This is a genomic window from Marinobacterium nitratireducens, from assembly GCF_014645375.1.
GTDB classification, from domain to species: Bacteria; Pseudomonadota; Gammaproteobacteria; order Pseudomonadales; family Balneatricaceae; genus Marinobacterium_A; species Marinobacterium_A nitratireducens.
The window spans coordinates 63,982-84,925 of sequence record NZ_BMLT01000005.1; the positions used below are offsets into that span (position 1 = coordinate 63,982).

Below are 20,944 nucleotides of genomic sequence, written 5' to 3' on the forward strand. Positions count from 1 at the left end.
CCGCCCATTATTTTTGGAGACAGTACTGATGAAACGCGAATTAACGGCCAATGATCTGGAAGCTGCAGTTCTGGGTGGGGCAATACTCGGCGGCGGAGGCGGCGGCTTTATCGACGCGGGCATGCGTGAAGCGCAGCTGGCCCTGCAGGTGGGCACGCCGCAGCTCTGGAGCGTCGACGAGTTCGATCCACAGGATCTCTCGGTGACCGTCGCGCTGGTCGGCGCTCCGGCTGCCCCCTTCCCCTTCCTGCAGCCGCGACACCACCTCCGCACGCTGGAGCTGTTGCAGCGCGAACTGCCGCAGGGCCAGCGGCTTGCCGCGATCAACACCAATGAGAACGGCGCCCAGACAACGATCAATGGCTGGTTCCATTCGGCGCTGAGCGGACTCCCGGTGATCGATCTCGCCTGCAACGGGCGCGCCCACCCGTCCAGCCTGATGGGTGCCCTTGGTTTGCATACGGAACCCGACTATCGCTCCCTGCAGGGGTATGCCGGTGGAGCATCCGAACGCTATGTCGAAGGCGTGACCAGCGGCCGTCTCGCGGCCACTTCGGGCGTGGTGCGCCGTGCCTCGATCGACGCCGGCGGCCTGGTGGCGGTGGCGCGCAACCCGGTGACCGTGGAGTACGCGCAGAATCACGGCGCGCCGGGCGCTATCAGTTTCGCCATCGAGTTGGGGCAGCGCTATCTGGAGGGCGGTATGCACGCCGCGGCGCGCCAGCTGAACGGCGAGATCATTGCGACCGGCACAGTACGTCGCTATCGCTGCGAGCAGCGCGACGGCCTCGATGTCGGCCTGGTCGAACTCGATGACGCCGCCGGCACCGTCCTGCACTTCGTCAACGAATACATGGTGACCGAACAGCAGGGTAAGCAGGTCAACCGCTTCCCCGACCTGATCATGACCTTCGACGAGAACGAGCGTCCGCTGGTGTCGGCGCATGTCCGCGAGGGTGACAGGATCAGCGTGCTGCACGCGCAGGGATCCGCCCTGCAGTTGTCCCGCACCATGTTCATGCCGGACCTGTACCAGCCGCTGGAGCAGGCCATCGGGCGACAGTTCGCCCCGGAACAGCCCTTTACGTCGCCCCCAAGTGCAACGCACCGGGCTGTTGCGAGCGCCATCGGCCGGTAACCGGACTCAAGCTGCCCAGGCCATGCGGTTGAACACCGGCCGGTGTTCAACCTCGCCTGCGGCGACAGTGACTTTCCACAGCCCGCCCCGCAACGAATCCTTTTGCTATACGAGCCCCGCAATGCCGAACATCGACTCGAGACACCTGGTGTTTCTGACCATCGGCCAGGCGCCGCGCCACGACATGTCGCAAGCGATAGAACGCGAACTGCCGCCTGATCTGGTAATACAGCATGCAGGCGTGCTGGACGGCCTGGACCGTGCCGCCATCAGCCGGCGATTTGCCTCATCCGAAGGACGCCCCTGGCTGATCAGCCAGTTGGCAGACGGCGAGACCGTCACGCTCGATGCCGAAGCCATCGAACGGCAGTTGCAGCAGTGCATCGACGCCATCGATCACGCAGGAACAGATGTCATCGTGCTGCTGTGCACCGGTGAGTTTCCCGCCCTGCGGACGAAGCGTGCCTGGCTGGTCGAGCCCGATGCCGTCGTCTGCAGCTCGGTCGCAGGTCTGCTGAACGGGACTCAGGCCGGGATAATCGTGCCGTTACCGCAGCAGGTGGCAGAGGCGCGGGCAAAGTGGCAGCGACTTGAAACACCGCCTCATTTTGCAACCGCTTCCCCCTATTCAGAGGAACCGGACGAACTGCTCGACGCCGCTGCCAGCCTGCAGCGCCAGGGCGCGCAGGCACTGGTGCTCGACTGCATGGGCTACAGCCCAAGGCACAAGCAGATACTCAAGGACGCTGGCTGCCCGTTACCCGTGCTGGTGGCCTCAAGCGTCGTGGCCGGCGCCCTGAACGCCTTCCTTTAGCCTGCTAAGGCGCGTCGGCAAAATCCAGCCAATACGCATCACCGATGCGCCTGCCAACCTTGAGGGCCGAGGCACGGACCCGGTGCCCGAACTGGGTGGCCAGCTCGTCGGTCAGGTCCTGTAACGGCAGGGCGATCCCGATACCGTAGATCTGGCGATTACCGCTATCGACGACCGCCGCTGAAATGCCGGCGACCTGGGGCACGAACTCGCCGCGTGACTGTGCCCAGCCCTGCGCTCTGATCGTTGCGAGGCGCGCCAGCAGGTCCTCCCGCGAGCGCGGCGCGTTGCCGTAATCAGCATCGAACCTGGCGTCGACGATCTGCATCACCTCCCGGTCGGTCAGACGGGCCAGAATTGCACGTCCCATTGAACTTGCGTAGGCCGGCGCCCTTGTACCGACAGGCGAATAAGCCTGCAACACGCGCCCGGTTCCTATGCGCATCTGCACGACCATGGACTCCGCCCCGTCGAGGACGTTGATATAGCTGGCATAACCGGTTTCCGTCACCAGCGCCTCCAGCTCGTCCTCCAGCAGTGACGCAGCACTGCGCGATGCCCGCAGATAATAGGATGCATCCATGATTACCTCGCCGGGCCGATAGGCGCGGGTAACCGGGTCACGCTCCAGAAAACCGAATTCCGCCATCTTGCTGAGGGTCCGCGAGACCGAACTTTTGGGCCATTCAAGCTCGGTAACGACGTCGGTAACGGTGATGTCGCGCTGCAGGCGCGCCACCAGCTTCAGGACATCCATGGCGTTTTCGAGTGTACTCATCGTTCTTGTTGCATCCTGTTCTCTTGAATCCCGAAGCTCAATCGCCAGCCGACAGGCGGCAGACGCCAACCCGGTAGCCGAATGTTCCGTCTCATAGGACAGCGATCCAGTATTTAACCATAAAAACAGGCACCTGCGGCGCAACGACGCCACTGGCTTCCGAGCTTCTCGACCTACAGGGGCAAAAGTTCGGGCCGCCAGGCCCGGTCATAGCGTCCCTCACCGGAATGCCCGTCCGCTCATCCTTCACCGATATGCACCGAAAGCACGTCGTAACGCTTGACGCCTGCGCAATACATGTTGCATATTGTGCAACACGGTTCCACTTAATGATAACAGCAAACAGGATCCACCATGCACAAGGCACTACTACTCCGGAGTCAACGCGGTCGTGGCGGTCTAGGTATCGACGGGTGGATGCCCGAGGGCATGCGTTAACGAAAATATCCACAATCTTTGAAAACATAATCAAGGCCCATTATCAGGCCTTTTATGCTTTGAATATTCAGCACCTTTGATATGGATACAGCCAAAACGAATACGGGAAGTATTCCCGATTAATATTCGTCAGGGCTTTGTCTATTCCTCAAAGGCGCTGCTGCTAGAGCTTTTTATCTCATGTGCTCACCGGCGCTATAAAAAGCTTCAATTCACTCACTATAAAACTAAATATACAAGGGAACTCCCAATGAAAAAGGCACTCATCACTCTCGCAGTCACAGGCGCAATGGCGGCATCCATTCCCGCACAGGCCGATGCCACTCTTTACGGCCAGGTGGAAACCCGGCTCCAGTTTGCAGACGACCAGGATGCGAACCTCTACGTCGACAAGGCCGAAATGGGAGTCAAGGGCGCGGATGCGCTGGAAAACCTGGACGGCGTCGAGGCCCGCTTCCAGATCGAGTGGAGGTTCGACGGCAATGGGACCGATGCGGATGCCGCTTTTCAAAATTCGGCCGTGGGCGACGTGCAATTGCGCAAGGCCAACGTCAGCCTGGAAGGCGACTTCGGCATACTCGCCTTGGGCCGGCAGAACAACCTTGGTGCGGCCATCAAGAAGGCCGATATCTTCATGTCATCCAAGGCAAAAAGCTACACCAACGACCGCTTCGGCAATGCGGCCTACTACGTAACGCCCAAAATGAGTGGCTTCGAGGGATACGCGGGTCTCGTGGTCGATGCCGCGGGGAGTGACAGGGAAAGCGATATCGATGCCTGGCAGCTGGGCTTCAACTACCGCCTGTCTGCACTGGACCTGTCCGTCGCCTACACCGAAGTGGACGGCAACTACACCAACGGCGCTGTCGACCACTCGGCTGGCGAGGACATCGAACTCTGGGGCCTCGGCGTCGCCTACGCCATTGCCGACCTCACGCTTGCCGGTTCGTACGAACACCGGGAACAGGGCAGCAGCGAAGATGAAACGCTCTTTATGACGGGAACCTACGCCATCGGAAACTCCGCAATCAAGGCCGGCTACAGCAAGAACTACGTCGCAGGCGGTGGCAACAACGATTTCGACACCTACGTTTTCCAGCTCTCGCACGCCCTTGGCAAAAAGGCTGCGGTCAAAGCCGAGTACTCCGTAAAGGATCCGGACAGCTCCATTATGGATAAGACTGACTACATTACGCTGAGCTATGGCGTCGCATTCTGATTTTTATCCGAACATCCACTCCCGGCCAGTGCAAAAAATCCGATATTCCCCGGCGGTATAAAAACTAAAGACAGCGATCTTCTTTATGAAGCACTGCCTCTTTTAAAGTTGAGAGAATATATCTCAACCCAGGGCCCTTTTGCGCTTGAAAAACAGCCCTTTCATTTATTGGAAAGGGTGCTGCAAGCAATAGCCCCTTCCCTTCACAGCGACGGCGGAAAGCCGCCGTCGCTGTTCTTTTCCAGCATCCGCAGAGTCCAGATGGGACTTTTTGGCAGCGTCCCTTCAGGCGCTGGAGCAGCACGTCAGCACCGCAGTTGTGCGTGCTATGTCAAACCTGGCCACATTTGATAAGTAATTGTCTGGATTGCATATTCAAGCAGCCGGCTCTGCTCCGTATGCTGATCGGAACAGCCCTGTTGCCGCGGGCACTGCGCATCGCCACGGCAACAGCACGGGCTACTTCGCTTCTTACAAATGAAACAGGATCAGCCCGATGACGGACACGGTAATCAAGGCCGAAGGCATTTATTTCGGCGAAGGCCCACGCTGGCACGATGGCCGGCTATGGTTCAGCGACTACTACGACCACGCCATCAAGTCCATGGACGCCGACGGAGACGTTCGGGTCGAACACCTTATCGATGACGAGCCCTCGGGTCTTGGCTGGTTGCCGGATGGGCGCCTGTTGGTGGTCTCCATGAGCAAGCTCAGTGTCCTGCGGCAGGAAGGCCGCGGCTTCGTAACCCACGCCGATGTCGCCGCCCACAGCGTTCACCGCTGCAACGATATGTGTGTCGACGCCAGCGGACGCGCCTGGGTCGGCAATTTCGGTTTCGATCTGGACGCCAGTGTCGAAGCCTATGGTCCCGAAAAGGTCCTGGCCGATCATCCGACCGCCAACCTGGTGCGGATTGACCCGAACGGCAAGGCAGAGGTCGCAGCCACCGACATGCACTTCCCCAACGGGGCGGTGGTCACGCCGGACGGACGCACGCTGATCGTCGCCGAAACCCTGGCCATGCGTCTGACCGCATTCGATATCGAGACGGACGGCACGCTGAGCAACCGCCGCGTCTGGGCGGACCTCGCCAATCGCGTTGCACCGGACGGCATCTGCCTGAACGCCGATGGCAATGCCTGGGTCGCCAACCCCCTTGCTGCAGAATGCCTGCTGGTCGCCCCCGGCGGAGAGATTCTCGAATCCATCACCACGACGCAAAAGTGCTTTGCCTGCGCCTTGGGAGGCGACGACGGTCGCGAGCTGTTCATGTTGACCGCCGAGAACAACGACCACCGGATCGCCTCCAGCCGCCGCACAGGCCGTGTCGAAGCTGTGCGCATCGCCGTCGGCGCGGCACGCTGAAGACCAAAGCCGCCGCTGCGATACGGTGACTCCGCGATCCCCCGTAGGACCCCGGTCTCCGGGCGAAGCCGCCCGGCGCCATGCCAAACCCATTTCGCGGCGGGGCGCCGCTCCTACGCTACGGTGATTCCGCGATCCCCGTAGGAGCCCGGTCTCCGGGCGAAGCCGCCCGGCGCCATACCAAACCCATTTCGCGGCGAGGCGCCGCTCCTACGCTACGGTGGCTCCGCGGTCCCCGTAGGAGCCCGGTCTCCGGGCGAATGCTTGGTGCACCGTGCCGTATCGCCCACGGAGTGGGCTCCTACAACGTACAGAAAATTTCGCGGCGAGGAAGTGCACGTACGATCGGGCACGCCGCTTCTCCTACAATGCGGCGTTTCCCCGGTCTCCGGGCGAAGCCGCCCGGCACCATGCCAAACCCATTTCGCGGCGGGGCGCCGCTCCTACGCTACGGTGATTCCGCGATCCCCGTAGGAGCCCGGTCTCCGGGCGAAGCCTCCCGGCGCCATGCCGAACCCATTTCGCGGCGGGGCGCCGCTCCTACGCTACGGTGGCTCCGCGGTCTCCGGGCGAATGCTTTGTGCACCGTGCCGTATCGCCCACGGAGTGGGCTCCTACAAAGTACAGAAAATTTCGCGGCGAGGAAGTGCACGTACGATCGGGCACGCCGCTTCTCCTACAATGCGGCGTTCCCCCGGTCTCCGGGCGAAGCCTCCCGGCACCATGCCAAACCCATTTCGCGGCGGGGCGCCGCTCCTACGCTACGGTGGCTCCGCGGTCCGCGTAGGAGCCCGGTCTCCGGGCGAAGCCTCCCGGCGCCATGCCAAACCCATTTCGCGGCGGGGCGCCGCTCCTACGCTACGGTGATTCAGCGCTCTCCGTAGGAGCCCGGTCTCCGGGCGATGCCTCCCGGCGCCATGCCAAACCCATTTCGCGGCGGGGCGCTGCTCCTACGCTACGGTGATTCCGCGTTCCCCGTAGGAGCCCGGTCTCCGGGCGAATGCTTTGTGCACCGTGCCATATCGCCCACGGAGTGGGCTCCTACAAAGTACAGAAAACTTCGCGGCGAGGAAGTGCCCGTACGATTGGGTACGCTTCTTCTACGAGAAGCGGTCAATGCCGGCGGTCACCCCGCTGCACCGGCCGCGGCGTCGCGCAGTCGCGGCAGCCCGAGGGAGATCAGTACGGTCAACACCAGCATAACCGTGGAGATCCAGAGACAGGCTTGGAGCCCGGCGCTGCCCATGCCCGCAAGCTGGAAAACCCAGCCGGATAGCAGGGTACCGGCCAGGCGGCCCATGGCGTTGGCCATGTAGTAGAAGCCGACATCCAGCGACACGCCGTCATGGCCGGCATAGCTGACGATCAGGTAACTGTGCAGCGAGGAGTTGATTGCGAACACTGCCCCGAACAGCAGCAGGCCGGTTACCAGCACCGTCGACGACGCGGCACCGGCCATCAGTGCCAGCGCGATCAGCCCCGGCAGCAGCGCCAGCAACGCGGCCCAACCGGTGGCGGCGCGACCGTCCGGCACCCTGCCGGACACCCTGGTGATCCTCGGCGCCAGCGCCTGCACCATGCCGTAACCGATGATCCAGAGCGCCAGAAAGCCGCCGGTCTGGCTGTGGTTCCAGCCCAGCGTCTGCGACAGGAAGACCGGCAGCGCTACCACGAACCAGACATCGCGCGCGCCGAACAGGAACATCCGCGCCGCCGACAGAATATTGATCGCCCGGCTCTTGGAGAAGATGTCACGAAACTTCGGCTTGTTCTTCGCCCTGCCAAGATCCTGCTTCAGCAGCTTAAGGCTCAGCAGCCAGACCAGCGTCAGTGCGACGGCCATGGCCGCGACGGCGCCGCTAAAGCCCAGCCACATCAGCAGAGCCCCGCCAAGGAAGAAGCCGGCCCCCTTGAGCGCGTTCTTGGAGCCGGTGAGGATCGCCACCCACTTGTACAGGGTCCCCTCGGCATCGCCGGGCACCAGCAGCTTGATCGAGCTCTTGGCGCTCATCTTGTTGAGGTCCTTGGCGATGCCCGACAACGCCTGGGCGGCCATCACCCAGGGCACCGTGAGCCAGACCGCCGGCACCAGCAGCATCGACAGGGCGACGACCTGCAGCAACAGCCCGATATGCATGGTGCGGTTGAGACCTAAGTGCGCGCCGAGCCAGCCACCCACCAGGTTGGTGATCACGCCGAAGATCTCGTAGAACAGGAACAGAAGCGCGATCTCCAGCGGCGAATAACCAAGACTGTGAAAGTGCAGCACCACCAGCATGCGCAGGGCGCCGTCGGTGAGCGTAAAGGCCCAGTAGTTGCCGGTGACCACCAGATACTGGCGGATGGCGGGCGAGAGCTGGCTCAACATAGCGTATGTTCATCCTCGACAGGCTGGGGTGCCTATTTTCTGGTTCATCGCAGATTAGCGTGAAAGCAGGGGCCAAAAGTAGGATGGGTGGAGCCGCACCGGCATCCTGTTTAACGCTTTCAGCGAGGTTGACGCGGCGTAACCCATCAGCATAGTGCCGAACCGACACCCAAGATGGGTTGCACGACGACCTGACCGCATCAGTAACAAATACGCAGTACCAAAGCGTCGCTCCCCCATCCTACGAAATTACGTTTTTCCCGCTGAAGCGCGATGAACCTATTTATGGTCCGTCACTCCCGCGTAAGCGGGAAACCAGAGCACCCGATGTTTATGGACTCCCGCATTAGCGGGAATGACGGTGGTTACCAGCGCCCCACTTTCAGCGCCAGTTCCGCGGTGCGGTTGGCATAGCCCCACTCGTTGTCGTACCAGGCGTAGATCTTGACCTGGGTACCGTTGACCACCAGGGTCGAGAGCGCATCGATGATGCTGGAGCGCGGGTCGGTCCGGTAGTCGATGGACACCAGCGGCCGCTCCTCGTACCCGAGAATGCCCGCGAGCGCCCCCTCGGCCGCCGCCTTCAGCATCGCGTTCACTTCCTCGGCGCTGGTTTCACGCGCTACTTCGAACACGCAGTCGGTGATCGAGGCGTTGGCCAGCGGCACGCGGATGGCGTGACCGTTCAGCTTGCCCTTCAGCTCCGGAAAGATATGGGTGATGGCGGTGGCGGACCCTGTAGTGGTCGGAATCAGGCTCATGCCGCAGGCGCGGGCGCGGCGCAGGTCCTTGTGCGGCGCATCCAGGATGGTCTGGGTGTTGGTGATATCGTGAATGGTGGTCATGGAGCCGTGCCGGATGCCCAGTTGCTCGTGCAGCACCTTCACCACCGGCGCCAGGCAGTTGGTGGTGCAGGACGCCGCCGTGACGATCGGGTGCAGGGCCGGATCGTAGAGATCGTCGTTCACGCCCATGACGACATTGAGCACGCCCTCCTCCTTCACCGGCGCGGTCACCACCACCCGCTTCACGCCCTGGTCCAGGTAGGCCTGCAGCAGCGCTTTGGTTTTCATCTTGCCGGAGGCCTCGATCACCAGGTCGCAGCCGGACCAGTCGGTCTCGCCGATCGTCCTGTTGTAGCTGACTGCGATACGCTGCCCGTCGATGACCATGACATCGCCTTCAGCGGCGGCTTCGTGCAGCCAGCGCCCGTGCACCGAGTCGAAATTGAGCAGGTGCGCCAGCGTCGCCGCATCACCGGCCGGGTCGTTGATCTGAACGATCTCGACATCCGCCTGATCAAAAATCGCGCGCATCGTCAGCCGACCCATGCGACCAAATCCGTTGATACCCAGCTTGATAGACATAAAAGTGCGCCTCGTAAACGATGATCGAAAAAGATTGGCAGGAATCCCGGTTAAGGGAACCAGTGCCGGGTACGGTTGGCGAACGCCACCAGCGACAGCATCACCGGGACCTCCACCAGCACGCCCACCACCGTGGCCAGCGCCGCCCCCGAATGCAGGCCGAACAGTGAAATGGCCACCGCCACTGCCAGCTCGAAAAAGTTGGAGGTTCCGATCATACAGGCCGGCGCCGCCACCCGGTGCGGCAGGCCTAACCGGTACGCCAGGCCATAGGCCAGGATGAAAATGCCGTAGGTCTGGATCAGCAGCGGCAGCGCGATCAGCGCAATGGTCTGCGGCTGGGCGAGAATGGTTTGCGCCTGGAAGCCGAACAGCAGCACCACTGTCGCCAGCAGGCCCAGGATCGACCAGGGCTTGAGCGTATGCAGAAAGGTCTCCAGCCGCCGGCCGCCGCCGTTGCGCTCCAGCCGGTGACGGGTCCAGACACCGGCGCCGAGCGGCAGCACCACGTAAAGCACCACCGACAGCAACAGGGTTTCCCAGGGCACATGGATATCGCTGACACCCAGCAGGAAGGCCGCGATCGGCGCAAAGGCGAAGATCATGATGATGTCGTTGACCGACACCTGCACCAGGGTGTAATTCGGATCCCCCTTGGTGAGCTGGCTCCAGACGAACACCATCGCCGTGCAGGGCGCCACGCCAAGCAGGATCATGCCGGCGATGTACTCGCCCGCGCTTTGCGGATCGACCCAGTCGGCGAACAGCACGCGGAAGAACAGCCAGCCCAGCGCCGCCATGGTAAAGGGCTTGATCAGCCAGTTGATCACCAGCGTCAGCACCAGCCCTTTGGGCTTGTTGCCCACATCACGGACGGCGCTGAAGTCGATCTGCACCATCATCGGGTAGATCATCACCCAGATGAACAGCGCCACCACCAGGTTGACGTGAGCGAACTCCAGCTCGGCCACAGCGCCGAACAGGCCCGGCGCCAGGTTCCCCAGCATCACGCCGGCCAGTATGCAGAGCGCGACCCAGAGGGTCAGGTAACGTTCGAATATTCCCATGTTCCTTTTCCGTCCCTCGCTGCTCAGCCGTTGCAGATAACGCCATCGGTATCCAGACGCGCGCAGGCGTCGCTGAGAAAATCCCTGTTGTGATCGCGCGTCGTGGCGATCACCTCACGCATCCAGTCGCTCATCAACGGATGCAGGCGGTAGTAGACCCACTGCCCCTGCCGCCGGTCCAGCAGCAGCCCCGACTTGCGCAGCTGCGCAAGATTACGGGATATCTTGGGCTGCGGCTGCTGCAACGCCTCGACCAGCTCGCAGACGCAGAGCTCCCGGTCCAGCAGCAGCAACAGGCATTTCAGCCGAATCTCATCCGCCAGCGCCTTGTAAAAGTCGACCGGTGACAGGCTGCTGTAAAGGGAATCCGTGGCTTTACTGTTCACTTCGATAAACAGCTGGATCCGCCGGCCAATCGCCTGCAGCGTTTTACCAAAGGCCTCCGGCTCGTCGCTGCTTGCCGGATCAGCAAAATCCCAGGCCAGCACCACGCCGCCCGCGGGCCAGCGGCTGCATTCCCGATGCGCCTTGCTGCACAGCGTGATGACAAAATCGAAAGACTGGTCCGCAAACTCATCGACCGACTTCGAATACAGACCCGCGGTATCGATACCGACCGCCTGCAGCACGGCCAGCGCACGGGGATCCGGCGCAGCCGGCTCGGTGCCCGCACTGAACACCTCGAACCGATCGCCGGCATGGTGACGCAGCAGCGCCTCCGCCATCTGGGAGCGCGCCGAGTTTGCCGTACAGAGGAACAGGACTCTTTTCATACAGTACCCCCAGAATGCATGCCGGCGATAATACATGCGAAATATTACATATTCAATATTTCGCATATCCACAATATCATCACCCTTGGGGGGCGTTCACAGGCTGTTGAAAAGAAGGGAACGTCGCCCTGCGGAGCGCCAACCGGACCAAAACAGACGAGACCGCGTTAAATGAACCCGTTTGGCCCTGAAGATAAAATGCAATGAAGGGAAGTTAACAGTATTTATAGGATCCCGGCACAGAGCGGCCAGGTGAATATTTTAAAAACATTCAACCCTGAAAATTTCACCTGAAAAATATAAGCTCCGGCTCAATGTAAACTGAGTGAACCTGAGCCAAGATGGAGAGGTTGAACCAGTATTCTCAGCCTGACACGAAAGCCGATGAACATAACATCTATACATCAGGTGCCGTGTTTTCCTCCAGCAACCACTCACGAAACTCTCTGGCGATCGGGCGTTCTATGTTCAAACCGGCACTGACCACATAATACGCCTGATCGCATTTAAGCGGACGATCCACCACCACTTCCAACTTGTCCGTATCCAGCTCCGTGAGCAGCAGCTCTTTGGAACCCAATATGACCCCCTGCCCGGAAACGGCGGCTTCCAGCGCCAGCAGGCCATTACCAAACTGCAGCGCCTTAATGGACTTCAAATCTTCACAGCCCTGCTGTCGAAACCACTCTCGCCACCCACAAAGATCGTCAAAGCGAGCCAGGGTACGATCGAATAATAGCGATTTCGTACTCAATAATTCCTTGGAATCCGAAACTGAAACCAGGCCCGGCTTACACATGGGAACAAGATCGAGGTCCATCAATCGATGTAGCTCCAGATCCTCATAGTCGCCATAACCCAATCGCACCGAAACATCGATTCCTGCCCGTTTCAGCTGCGACACACCGAATGCACTTCCACGAGCCTGATCGACTGAATGCAGGCTTGCCTGGAGCCGCACTTCGGCTTCCGGATATCGGGCATAAAAACGATGCAGGCGCGGGACGATCCATTTGGTGGCGAACAGGGGTTCCGCACAGACCGTGATGACTTTCCGCTCTTCGCCGTACAGACGGATCTTGTCGACGGCATCAGTCAAGATTTGGAAGCCTTCATGCAACTCTGGCAAAGATGCGCGCGCAGCTGGCGTAAGGCTGACGCGACGATGATGACGAACGAACAGCTCAACCCCCAGATACTCCTCAAGCGCTTTGACCTGGTGACTGATTGCGGCCGGGGTGACGTTCAGTTCCTTCGCTGCCTTGGCGAAGCTTTTGGTTCGGGCGGCAACCTCGAAATACGAGAGTGCGATCAGAGGGGGGAGTCGTGACATACCAAGTACTCTCAAGAGTGACTGCACGTATGCGAATGCGCACCGTCGATACCATACGACTTGCCACTATAGCATACCGGCTGCTTGCTCCTGCTGAGGTGCAAATAGGTTCCCCTGCCTATTTGCACCTTTTACGGTGACCTCTGTTGCTCCTGAACAAAGGGTATTTCCATTTTACCTGGCGGTCATGCCGGGTATGCAGGGGGCCATGGCCGCGACCCATGATGAAACATCCCTGCTTCATGTACTCCCCTGCCGGGCGGATTTAGCCGGCTACCGCTGAAGCAAGTTGCTGTCGCAGTACGAACTTCTGTACTTTTCCTGTCGAGGTCGTCGGTATACGCTCGAAGATAATTTTCTTCGGCGCCTTGAAGCGGCTCATGTTTTCCCGACAGAACTCGATCAGCGCCAGCTCCGTCAGTTCGCTACCGTTACGCAGCTGCACGAATGCTGCAGGGACCTCTCCCCACTTTTCATCTGCCAGAGGGACGACCGCGGCGAGCTCTACATCCGGGTGCCGCTGGATGACATCCTCGACCTCCAGAGACGAGATATTCTCTCCGCCCGAAATGATGACATCTTTCGAGCGGTCGGAAATCTTGATATACCCATCCGGGTGAACGACCGCCAGGTCTCCGGTATGGAACCAGCCTCCGTCAAATGCCTCTTCGGTTGCCGACTCGTTACGCAGGTATCCCTTCATAACGATGTTGCCCCGGAACATAATCTCACCGACCGTCTTGCCATCGGCGGGAACCGGTTCCAGCGTTTTCGGATCCAGCACCACGACCTCTTCCTGAAGCGGATAGGTCACCCCCTGCCGTCCGTTGAGCTGTACCCTTTCTTCCAGGGTACGACCCGCCCAGTCATCCTGCTTGACACATACGGTAGCAGGGCCATAGGTCTCAGTCAGACCATAGACATGGGTGAGCTCGACACCTATTCGCTCCATTTTCTCCAGCACCGCCGCAGGTGGTGCCGCTCCGGCAATCAGCCCGGATACCTTGTGCTCAATCGGCGAAGACTGGACCGACGCTGCCTCGGCGATCATCGAATGTACAATCGGGGCGCCGCAATAGTGAGTAACACCATGCTGTTTGATCAATTGCAGAATCAGTACCGGATCAACCTTACGCAAACAGATGTTCGTTCCGCCAATCGCCGCCATCGTCCAGGGGAAGCACCAGCCATTGCAATGGAACATTGGCAGGGTCCACAGATAGATGACATTAGACGCCAGTCCCCACGACAGTACGTTGCTTACCGAATTCAGATAGGCGCCACGATGGTGTGTGACGACTCCCTTGGGATTACCTGTTGTCCCCGAGGTGTACCCTAATGCAATTGCATCCCATTCATCGATCGGTAATTGCCAATCAGCCAATTCCAGCTGCGCGGCAAGCAACCCTTCATATTCGAGATCGCCAATAGATGAGCCTTCGCCGTAACTCGGATCGGAAACGTTGATTACGATAGGAGCCGCACAATCCAGCATCGACAGCGCCTTATCGACGACATCGGCATACTCCGTATCCACCAGCAAAAGCCGGGTACGACTGTGACCGAGAATAAAGGCTACGGCTTCGGCATCCAGCCGAGTATTAATCGAATTGAGCACCGCCCCGGTCATGGGCACGCCGAAATGCGCCTCGTACATTGCGGGTACATTTGGCAGCATAACCGAGACAGTATCTCCCCGGGAAATACCATACCCTTTTAAAACAGAGGCCAACTGGCGGCAACGCCGATAGGTTTGGCTCCAGGTGTAGACTGTGTCTCCATAGACTAACGCTGCCTTGTCAGAGTAAACTGACGCAGCCCGCTTTATAAAGCTAAGTGGAGACAGCGCCACATAGTTGGCTGGCGTTTTTTCGAGCACCTGATTAAAATCGCATAACCCGTTCATAGTATTTTTACTCTTATATTGTAATGATGAAAACAGATAAAAATTATTTCAGGCTACGCCTTTTTTCCCAACTACGGACAAACTCTCCTGCTCGTTAACGCGTCGGTTGCTCCCAGGTCGGCTTCCGCTTCTCCAGGAAAGCATCAATGCCTTCTCCCGCATCGTGGCTCATCATGTTCTCCGCCATCACATTGCCTGCAAAGTCATAGGCGTCAGACAGCGACATCTGTCTTTGCGGGTTAAACATGGATTTACCATATCGAATGGCGGAAGGACTTTTGCTCAGAATCTTCTCCACTTTGGCAGCAACTGCATCGTTCAGTTCAACGTCGTCCACTACACTGCTGATCAACCCCCAATCCAGCGCCGTTTCTGCATCAATAACATCACCGGTCACCAGCATATCAAAGGCCCGTTTGGCCGAGATACTTCTTGAAAGAGCAACAGCAGGCGTTGAACAGAACAAGCCAACGTTGATTCCCGGTACGGCGAAGCGAGCGGACCTGGCCGCGATAACCAGATCACAGCTGGCGACCAACTGACAGCCGGCGGCAGCCGCTATACCGCCAACTTTTGCGATAACAGGAACGGGCAGCTCTACGATACTCTGCATCATTTTGCCGCAACGCTTGAACAGTGCCTGATAATACTCCCGCTCAGGATTCGAACGCATTTCCTGAAGATCATGGCCTGCGCAGAAGCCGCGACCTTCAGCGCTGATAACCACACAACGAACACTGGGATCCTGCGCGATATCGTCCAGCTGGTCTTGCAGAGCAGCCAGCATCGCTTCAGACAGCGTGTTTAATTTATCCGGCCGATTAAGAGAAATAAAGACCGCACCATTAGTGTCGATTCTAAGAAGAATATCGTCTTTTGGTGAATCAATAGTCATACTTTCTCTCCTCGAAATTTCAAATTTATGAATGATTAATTTCGACAGTAGCCGTTATTGAGTTTCTGATAAAACAGTTTTTGTGTGCACTGTCGTGAATTTTTGAAATTGCGGCCTGGTCAGGAATCTTATCACCGCCGAATACGATTTTCGGTGTTAGAATGACACGTGTAACTTCCATGCCACCCTTCGAGCTTTTCTCCAGAAACCCCTGCGGGTTGTCCTGATAGGACTCTACGCAAAAACCCTGAAATTCCGCAATCGCCAAAAAAAACAACATATGGCAACTGGAGACGGCGCTCACGAGCATCTGCTCCGGATCAGCGCAATGGGAATCACCCTTGAAGTCTACAGACGCAGAAACATCAACCTTCTGATTACCACTTAAAGTAACCACGTGGTTGCGCGAGTATGTTCTGGAATCTGAGGTGTGCGGTTGCCGGCACCAGTTAATTTCGGCTTCATGAACAGACATTTTTATTAGACCTCTTTTATACCTTTCCGATTGCCAGCAATCCTAACAAAGCCAATTCTTTACTGTAAACTGATGCTTCCTAAGCACATAGTTAACGAAAGCTAATCCAAGAAAAAATCGTCAACCTTTTCTCCCACGCCCGCACCTGCGACCCAGGCCCAGGGGCCTGTCCCCGCCCCGAGTCTCTGGCTTCGACAGTGATGACCGAGAGTCATGTCATAGTCTAGATGGCTCAGCGGATCTGCGGGGCCGGGCTTGCGGCTTCCAGTCTCCTGGGGACTGGATGCGTGTATCTGCCGTGTCGCGGCGCGGGAGACGCATCCTCAGGGTATCGAGTGCCACATCACTGGCCGCCACGGGCTGCGGGGCCCACTGAAGACAGATCGGACTTAAAAACACCGGCGACAACCGCCGTAGCATTACGATTTCTAACGATTGCAATTAGGAAGCATCGTTTTACGGACAGCGCCCACCCCGGTAATCTGAGCCTACGTCAATAGCATGAATATCCCCAGGCATGGGTGACCTAAATTGATAGCATTGACACCGACTATGTAAGCGAAGGCTGTTAGACGTCGAACACGAAGCGACTTAATGCCAGCATTTCACCCTTAGGGTGATAACTCGAGCCAACGGAGCAAGCCCAAAAATGAAAACCATCGACGTCGAGTATGCAATTATCGGAGCGGGAACAGCCGGGTTGGGCGCTTACTCCAGAATAAGTCGCAATACGGATAGCCTGGTTATGATTCAGGACGGCCCCTACGGCACCACCTGCGCGCGGGTCGGTTGCATGCCCAGCAAGCTGCTGATTACTGCCGCTGAGCATGCGCATCATATTGAAACCAGTGAGTTTTTTGGTGTCAACAGTCAGGGCTCAGTGGATGGCGGCAAAGTGCTTGAACGTTTGCGCAGGGAACGGGACCATCGGTTTGTAGCACGCAATCTGGAGTATGTGGAGAAGATACCCGAGCACCAGAAAATCGAAGGCCGCGCCCGCTTTATCGCACCAGGGCACCTGCGTGTTGGCGAAGACGTCGAAGTCAAGGCAAAGAAAATCATTCTTGCCTGTGGCTCGCGCCCCGAAGTCGGCGAAGTATTCGAGCCTGTTTTGTCCCGCGTCCTCACCAGCGATACGGTATTCGAGATAACAGATCTGCCCCGCTCCGTTGCGGTAATCGGCCTGGGGGTCATCGCTCTGGAACTGGGGCAGGCACTGCATCGCCTGGGTGTCGACACGACGCTGTACGGTCGCTCCGGACGCATAGGCGGCCTTACCCACCCGGACATGCAGCAGGAAACGCTCAAGATCCTCAGCAAGGAACTGGAGATCTATCCCAGCGGGACCGTGGAGAAAACCTGGGAAAACGAGGGCGCGTGGATCCAATACCAGCAATCAAACGGCGAGCGGGTCACCAAGGTTTTTGACAAGGTCCTGGTTGCAACAGGCAGGGTGTCAAACGTCGATCGTCTGGACCTCGGGGCCGCGGGCGTCGACCCGGATCCGTACGACGGTTTTTCCTTCGACCCGAAAACATTGTCGTACCCCGGCCACCCGATTTTCATCGCCGGCGACGCAACCGACGTACTACCGGTCTGGCACGAAGCCTTCGACGAGGGTCGTATCGCAGCGGACAACGCACTCAACTACCCGCATGCAGTGGACGCCAAACGTCGAACGCCGCTTATGATCTATTTTACCGACCCGCAAATGGCGATCGTTGGTCAAACCTACCAGGAACTGCAGAACCAGGAAATTATCGTTGGTGAACTGCCATTCGATAGCCCACGGCACATCGTTTGGAACAAGGTTGATGGCCGAATTCAAGTGTACCTGGACGCCATCAGCGGCAAAATTCTGGGCGCAGAGCTACTTGGCTACCAGGCCGAACACCTGGCCCACATACTGGCACTGGCCATCACGCACGGGATGACGGCCGCGCAGGTGCTCGAGATGCCCATTTACCATCCGAGTGCCGAAGAGCTCCTGCGGGACGTGCTGCTAAACGCCGAGCGCAATAGATAGAGCTGCGCCTCCTCGGCCCTTCGCGACCCTTGGCGTTAGAAAAAGGGATTTCACAACGCCCCGGCCGACGTTCAAGGTCGAGCAGAGAAACAGGCAGGGATGCCTGTTCCATTGACAGGTTTATACCAGGGAGACGCGCCTCTGGCAGACTGTTGAAAACCTGGCTCAAGTCAACAGTGCTCCCTGTTTTTTATTGCGGCTGCGATTGACCGGTCCTACGGTCGCGCATTGCAATGCTTTTCGATACATCCAGTGTATTCAGGGCCTCGCAGCAGACTACGTCTGGGGGCCCTCATGCGGACCAGGGAAATATTCGGAAGATGATAATCAAGCGATAGCAGAACTAATCAACCCACTTAGAAAACGTCAATTTACAGCACGACCGGCTCCCCTTAGGATAGCAACTCGAAGTTATTCCGGCACCGTGATAATAAAAAACAATAGACAGGAATTTCTAAATGAACCAACCAGTTCAAAGCACAATAGTTCAAAGCCCCACCCTCTCAAACGAATATGATACAGACTATAAACTAGGGCAGGATAACGTACAGATTATGGGCATGGACATCCATAATCCTGTTTTTGGCATCAGTGCCGGCCTGATTCTGCTTTTCATTATCGGAACCCTGTTATTTCCCGCCGACGCCAAGGTTGCCCTGACAGGCGCCCGCAGCTGGTCGATCGAAAACTTCGACTGGCTTTTCATGATTGGCTGTAATGCCTTCGTTATTTTCTGCCTCGCCATGATCGTCCTACCGGTTGGCCGGATCCGTCTCGGCGGCATTGACGCCCGACCGGAATTCTCCACTGTTTCCTGGTTTTCCATGCTGTTTGCCGCTGGCATGGGCATAGGCCTGATGTTCTGGAGTGTGGCAGAACCCGTTGCCTATTACACCGACTGGTACGGCACGCCGCTGAACGCCGCCGCCAAGACACCGGAAGGGGCGTCTATGGCGTTGGGTGCCACGATGTTCCACTGGGGTCTGCATCCCTGGGCGATCTACGGTGTCGTTGCACTGGCACTGGCCTTCTTCTGCTACAACAAGGGCCTGCCGATGACCATTCGTTCGGCCTTCTATCCGCTACTGGGTGAACGCTGCTGGGGACCGATCGGTCACGTCATCGACATCCTGGCGGTACTGGCCACCATCTTCGGTCTGGCGACTTCTCTCGGCCTAGGCGCACAACAGGCCGCCGGCGGCCTGAACTACCTGTTTGGCATTGAAAACAATATCAGCACCCAGATCGCCGTGATCGTCGGCGTGACCTGCGTGGCTCTGCTTTCCGTGGCGCGCGGTCTCGATGGTGGCGTCAAGCTGCTCAGCAACATCAATATGATCATCGCCGCCGGCCTGGTCGCTTTGGTCATTGTTCTCGGCCCGACGCTGGAGATCTTTCGCTCCATGGGGACTATCCTGGGCAGCTATGCCGAAAACATCGTGCCGCTGAGCAACTGGGTCGGTCGTGAAGACGGTACCTGGTACCACGGCTGGACCGTATTCTACTGGGCCTGGTGGGTGTCCTGGTCGCCGTTCGTCGGCATGTTTATCGCCCGTGTTTCCAAAGGCCGCACCGTCCGCGAGTTCATGACCGCCGTGTTGCTGGTACCGACCCTGGTAACCGTGATCTGGATGGGCGTGTTCGGTGGTACTGCGCTGGAGCAGGCCCAGGCTGGCGTTGGCGCTCTGGCGGGCGGCATCTCCGATGTATCGCTGGCAATGTTCCAGATGTTCGAGAACCTGCCGCTGACCATGCTGATGTCCTTCGTCGCCGTCATGCTGGTTCTGGTGTTCTTCATCACCTCGGCCGACTCCGGTTCCCTGGTGATCGACAGCATCACCTCCGGCGGCAAGACCGACGCGCCCATGCTGCAGCGTCTGTTCTGGGCCACTCTGGTGGGTATCATCGCCGGCGTACTGCTGATCGGTGGCGGTTCCGAAGCCCTGACGGCGCTGCAGGCCGGTGCGATAACGACCGGACTGCCATTCACCCTGGTGCTGATGCTAATGTGCGTGAGCCTCTATAAAGGTCTCAGATCAGAAGCAAGGTAAAACGACTCTAGAAAAAACCGGCCTTGCGCCCAATGCCAGTCAGTTACGCCAGCTGACTGGCATTTTTGTTTTTAACGGGGATAGCGTCAACGCCCAATCCGGCATCCAGGGAACCTATGAACAAGTCCCATTTGGTCTCTGCGGGTCCTGAAGCGTGCAGCTGCAATGGTGCGGCACTCCGACGCAGTGCGCAGGCAATACCCTACAGGTTTTCACGACTCTTAATTTCCATGAGCTTCGACAAGCTTATTGACGTTGATTTCACCTCCTTGGTTACTACATAAATATAATAGCGATCTATTCCGATTTCCTCGTCAAGCAGCTGCTCTATTAAGGTCTGAAATTCATACAGACTGACCGTTATGACTTTGAGCACATAGTCACAGCCACCACCTGTTGCGCAACACTCCACAACCTCATCGATTCCCTGAATACGCTTTTCAAACCGATCAAAATCTGACTTTTTATGCGCTTTCAGAGAAACCGTCACAAAAACCTTGGTTAGGTCGATAATTTTATCGAGCGCGACCATACCCCGATAACCGGTAATAAGACCAGAATTTTTTAGCTTTGTGAGACGAAGCCAGCAAGGGGTTGCCGAAAGATTGACCAATTCGGCAAGCCGGTTTTTACTTATTTGCCCATACTGCTGGACGGCACTCAAAATCCGGATATCAACAGCATCTAGTGCGAATTTCTTCATATTATTAACGCTACAAATAGCACCCTGTAGAAACGAGTTTAGTCACCCGTGTAAAGATCTTCAATCTTTACGCAACTACGGAAAACAGGTGAGCTGCAACCACAGCGAGGTTATTAACGAGCCAATCTCGCATCCTTTTTCGATTCTTCCACCACCGCTCCGGGGTATCGCCAGGCAAGGTGAACCTGCAACCAGGCCCCGGCATGCCTTCGAAACTGCGCCGCGAT

The 20,944-nt window shown here is 58.1% G+C and carries 16 protein-coding genes; 6 read left to right on the forward strand and 10 right to left on the reverse strand.

Annotation, left to right across the window (positions count from 1 at the left end):
* The first annotated feature begins 28 nt into the window (after positions 1 to 28).
* Together IEX85_RS10710 and IEX85_RS10715 are read left to right on the forward strand one after the other, a co-directional pair.
* Complete coding sequence (locus IEX85_RS10710) at positions 29 to 1,138, forward strand: S-methyl thiohydantoin desulfurase domain-containing protein (RefSeq protein WP_188860591.1); 1,110 nt, start codon at positions 29 to 31, stop codon at positions 1,136 to 1,138.
* A gap of 121 nt (positions 1,139 to 1,259) precedes the next feature.
* A complete protein-coding gene (locus IEX85_RS10715; RefSeq protein ID WP_188860592.1) occupies positions 1,260 to 1,952 on the forward strand; it encodes an AroM family protein in 693 nt (230 codons plus the stop codon).
* A 4-nt stretch (positions 1,953 to 1,956) separates the two neighbouring features.
* On the opposite strand, the gene IEX85_RS10720 is transcribed toward IEX85_RS10715, so the two are convergent.
* Positions 1,957 to 2,730 (reverse strand): IclR family transcriptional regulator, encoded by a 774-nt coding sequence (locus IEX85_RS10720; protein ID WP_188860593.1) that lies wholly within the window; start codon positions 2,728 to 2,730, stop codon positions 1,957 to 1,959.
* A gap of 688 nt (positions 2,731 to 3,418) precedes the next feature.
* On the opposite strand from IEX85_RS10720, the gene IEX85_RS10725 reads away from it, so the two are divergent.
* Positions 3,419 to 4,387 (forward strand): porin, encoded by a 969-nt coding sequence (locus IEX85_RS10725; RefSeq protein WP_188860594.1) that lies wholly within the window; start codon positions 3,419 to 3,421, stop codon positions 4,385 to 4,387.
* 496 nt (positions 4,388 to 4,883) lie between these two features.
* Positions 4,884 to 5,753, forward strand: a complete 870-nt coding sequence (locus IEX85_RS10730; RefSeq protein WP_188860595.1) for an SMP-30/gluconolactonase/LRE family protein — start codon at positions 4,884 to 4,886, stop codon at positions 5,751 to 5,753.
* A gap of 1,126 nt (positions 5,754 to 6,879) precedes the next feature.
* On the opposite strand, the gene arsJ is transcribed toward IEX85_RS10730, so the two are convergent.
* The 8 genes from arsJ to IEX85_RS10770 all read right to left on the reverse strand — a co-directional run bounded on the left by arsJ (position 6,880) and on the right by IEX85_RS10770 (position 15,937).
* The gene (gene arsJ, locus IEX85_RS10735) at positions 6,880 to 8,121 is read right to left on the reverse strand and encodes an organoarsenical effux MFS transporter ArsJ (RefSeq protein ID WP_188860596.1); all 1,242 of its coding nucleotides are present in this window, start codon (positions 8,119 to 8,121) and stop codon (positions 6,880 to 6,882) included.
* Positions 8,122 to 8,486: 365 nt separating this feature from the next.
* Positions 8,487 to 9,488 carry an ArsJ-associated glyceraldehyde-3-phosphate dehydrogenase gene (locus tag IEX85_RS10740; RefSeq protein ID WP_188860597.1) on the reverse strand — a complete coding sequence of 334 codons (1,002 nt, stop codon included), beginning with the start codon at positions 9,486 to 9,488 and terminating at the stop codon, positions 8,487 to 8,489.
* A gap of 50 nt (positions 9,489 to 9,538) precedes the next feature.
* Positions 9,539 to 10,555: an ACR3 family arsenite efflux transporter gene (arsB, locus tag IEX85_RS10745; RefSeq protein WP_188860598.1), complete on the reverse strand. Its 1,017-nt coding sequence runs from the start codon at positions 10,553 to 10,555 to the stop codon at positions 9,539 to 9,541.
* 23 nt (positions 10,556 to 10,578) lie between these two features.
* Positions 10,579 to 11,328 (reverse strand): metalloregulator ArsR/SmtB family transcription factor, encoded by a 750-nt coding sequence (locus IEX85_RS10750; protein WP_188860599.1) that lies wholly within the window; start codon positions 11,326 to 11,328, stop codon positions 10,579 to 10,581.
* 397 nt (positions 11,329 to 11,725) lie between these two features.
* Positions 11,726 to 12,661, reverse strand: coding sequence for a LysR family transcriptional regulator (locus IEX85_RS10755; RefSeq protein WP_188860600.1), 936 nt, complete (start codon positions 12,659 to 12,661; stop codon positions 11,726 to 11,728).
* A 265-nt stretch (positions 12,662 to 12,926) separates the two neighbouring features.
* Positions 12,927 to 14,567 carry an acyl-CoA synthetase gene (locus tag IEX85_RS10760; protein WP_188860601.1) on the reverse strand — a complete coding sequence of 547 codons (1,641 nt, stop codon included), beginning with the start codon at positions 14,565 to 14,567 and terminating at the stop codon, positions 12,927 to 12,929.
* A gap of 94 nt (positions 14,568 to 14,661) precedes the next feature.
* Complete coding sequence (locus IEX85_RS10765; protein ID WP_188860602.1) at positions 14,662 to 15,462, reverse strand: enoyl-CoA hydratase; 801 nt, start codon at positions 15,460 to 15,462, stop codon at positions 14,662 to 14,664.
* Positions 15,463 to 15,487: 25 nt separating this feature from the next.
* Positions 15,488 to 15,937, reverse strand: a complete 450-nt coding sequence (locus IEX85_RS10770; RefSeq protein WP_188860603.1) for an OsmC family protein — start codon at positions 15,935 to 15,937, stop codon at positions 15,488 to 15,490.
* 649 nt (positions 15,938 to 16,586) lie between these two features.
* Here IEX85_RS10770 and IEX85_RS10775 point away from each other — a divergent pair.
* Positions 16,587 to 17,963 carry a dihydrolipoyl dehydrogenase gene (locus IEX85_RS10775; RefSeq protein WP_188860604.1) on the forward strand — a complete coding sequence of 459 codons (1,377 nt, stop codon included), beginning with the start codon at positions 16,587 to 16,589 and terminating at the stop codon, positions 17,961 to 17,963.
* Positions 17,964 to 18,523: 560 nt separating this feature from the next.
* Positions 18,524 to 20,014, forward strand: a complete 1,491-nt coding sequence (locus IEX85_RS10780; RefSeq protein ID WP_229721877.1) for a BCCT family transporter — start codon at positions 18,524 to 18,526, stop codon at positions 20,012 to 20,014.
* A gap of 202 nt (positions 20,015 to 20,216) precedes the next feature.
* Here IEX85_RS10780 and IEX85_RS10785 read toward each other — a convergent pair whose 3' ends face one another.
* On the reverse strand, positions 20,217 to 20,717 hold the full coding sequence (locus tag IEX85_RS10785; RefSeq protein ID WP_188860606.1) for an Lrp/AsnC family transcriptional regulator: 501 nt from the start codon (positions 20,715 to 20,717) through the stop codon (positions 20,217 to 20,219).
* Positions 20,718 to 20,944 lie beyond the last annotated feature (227 nt).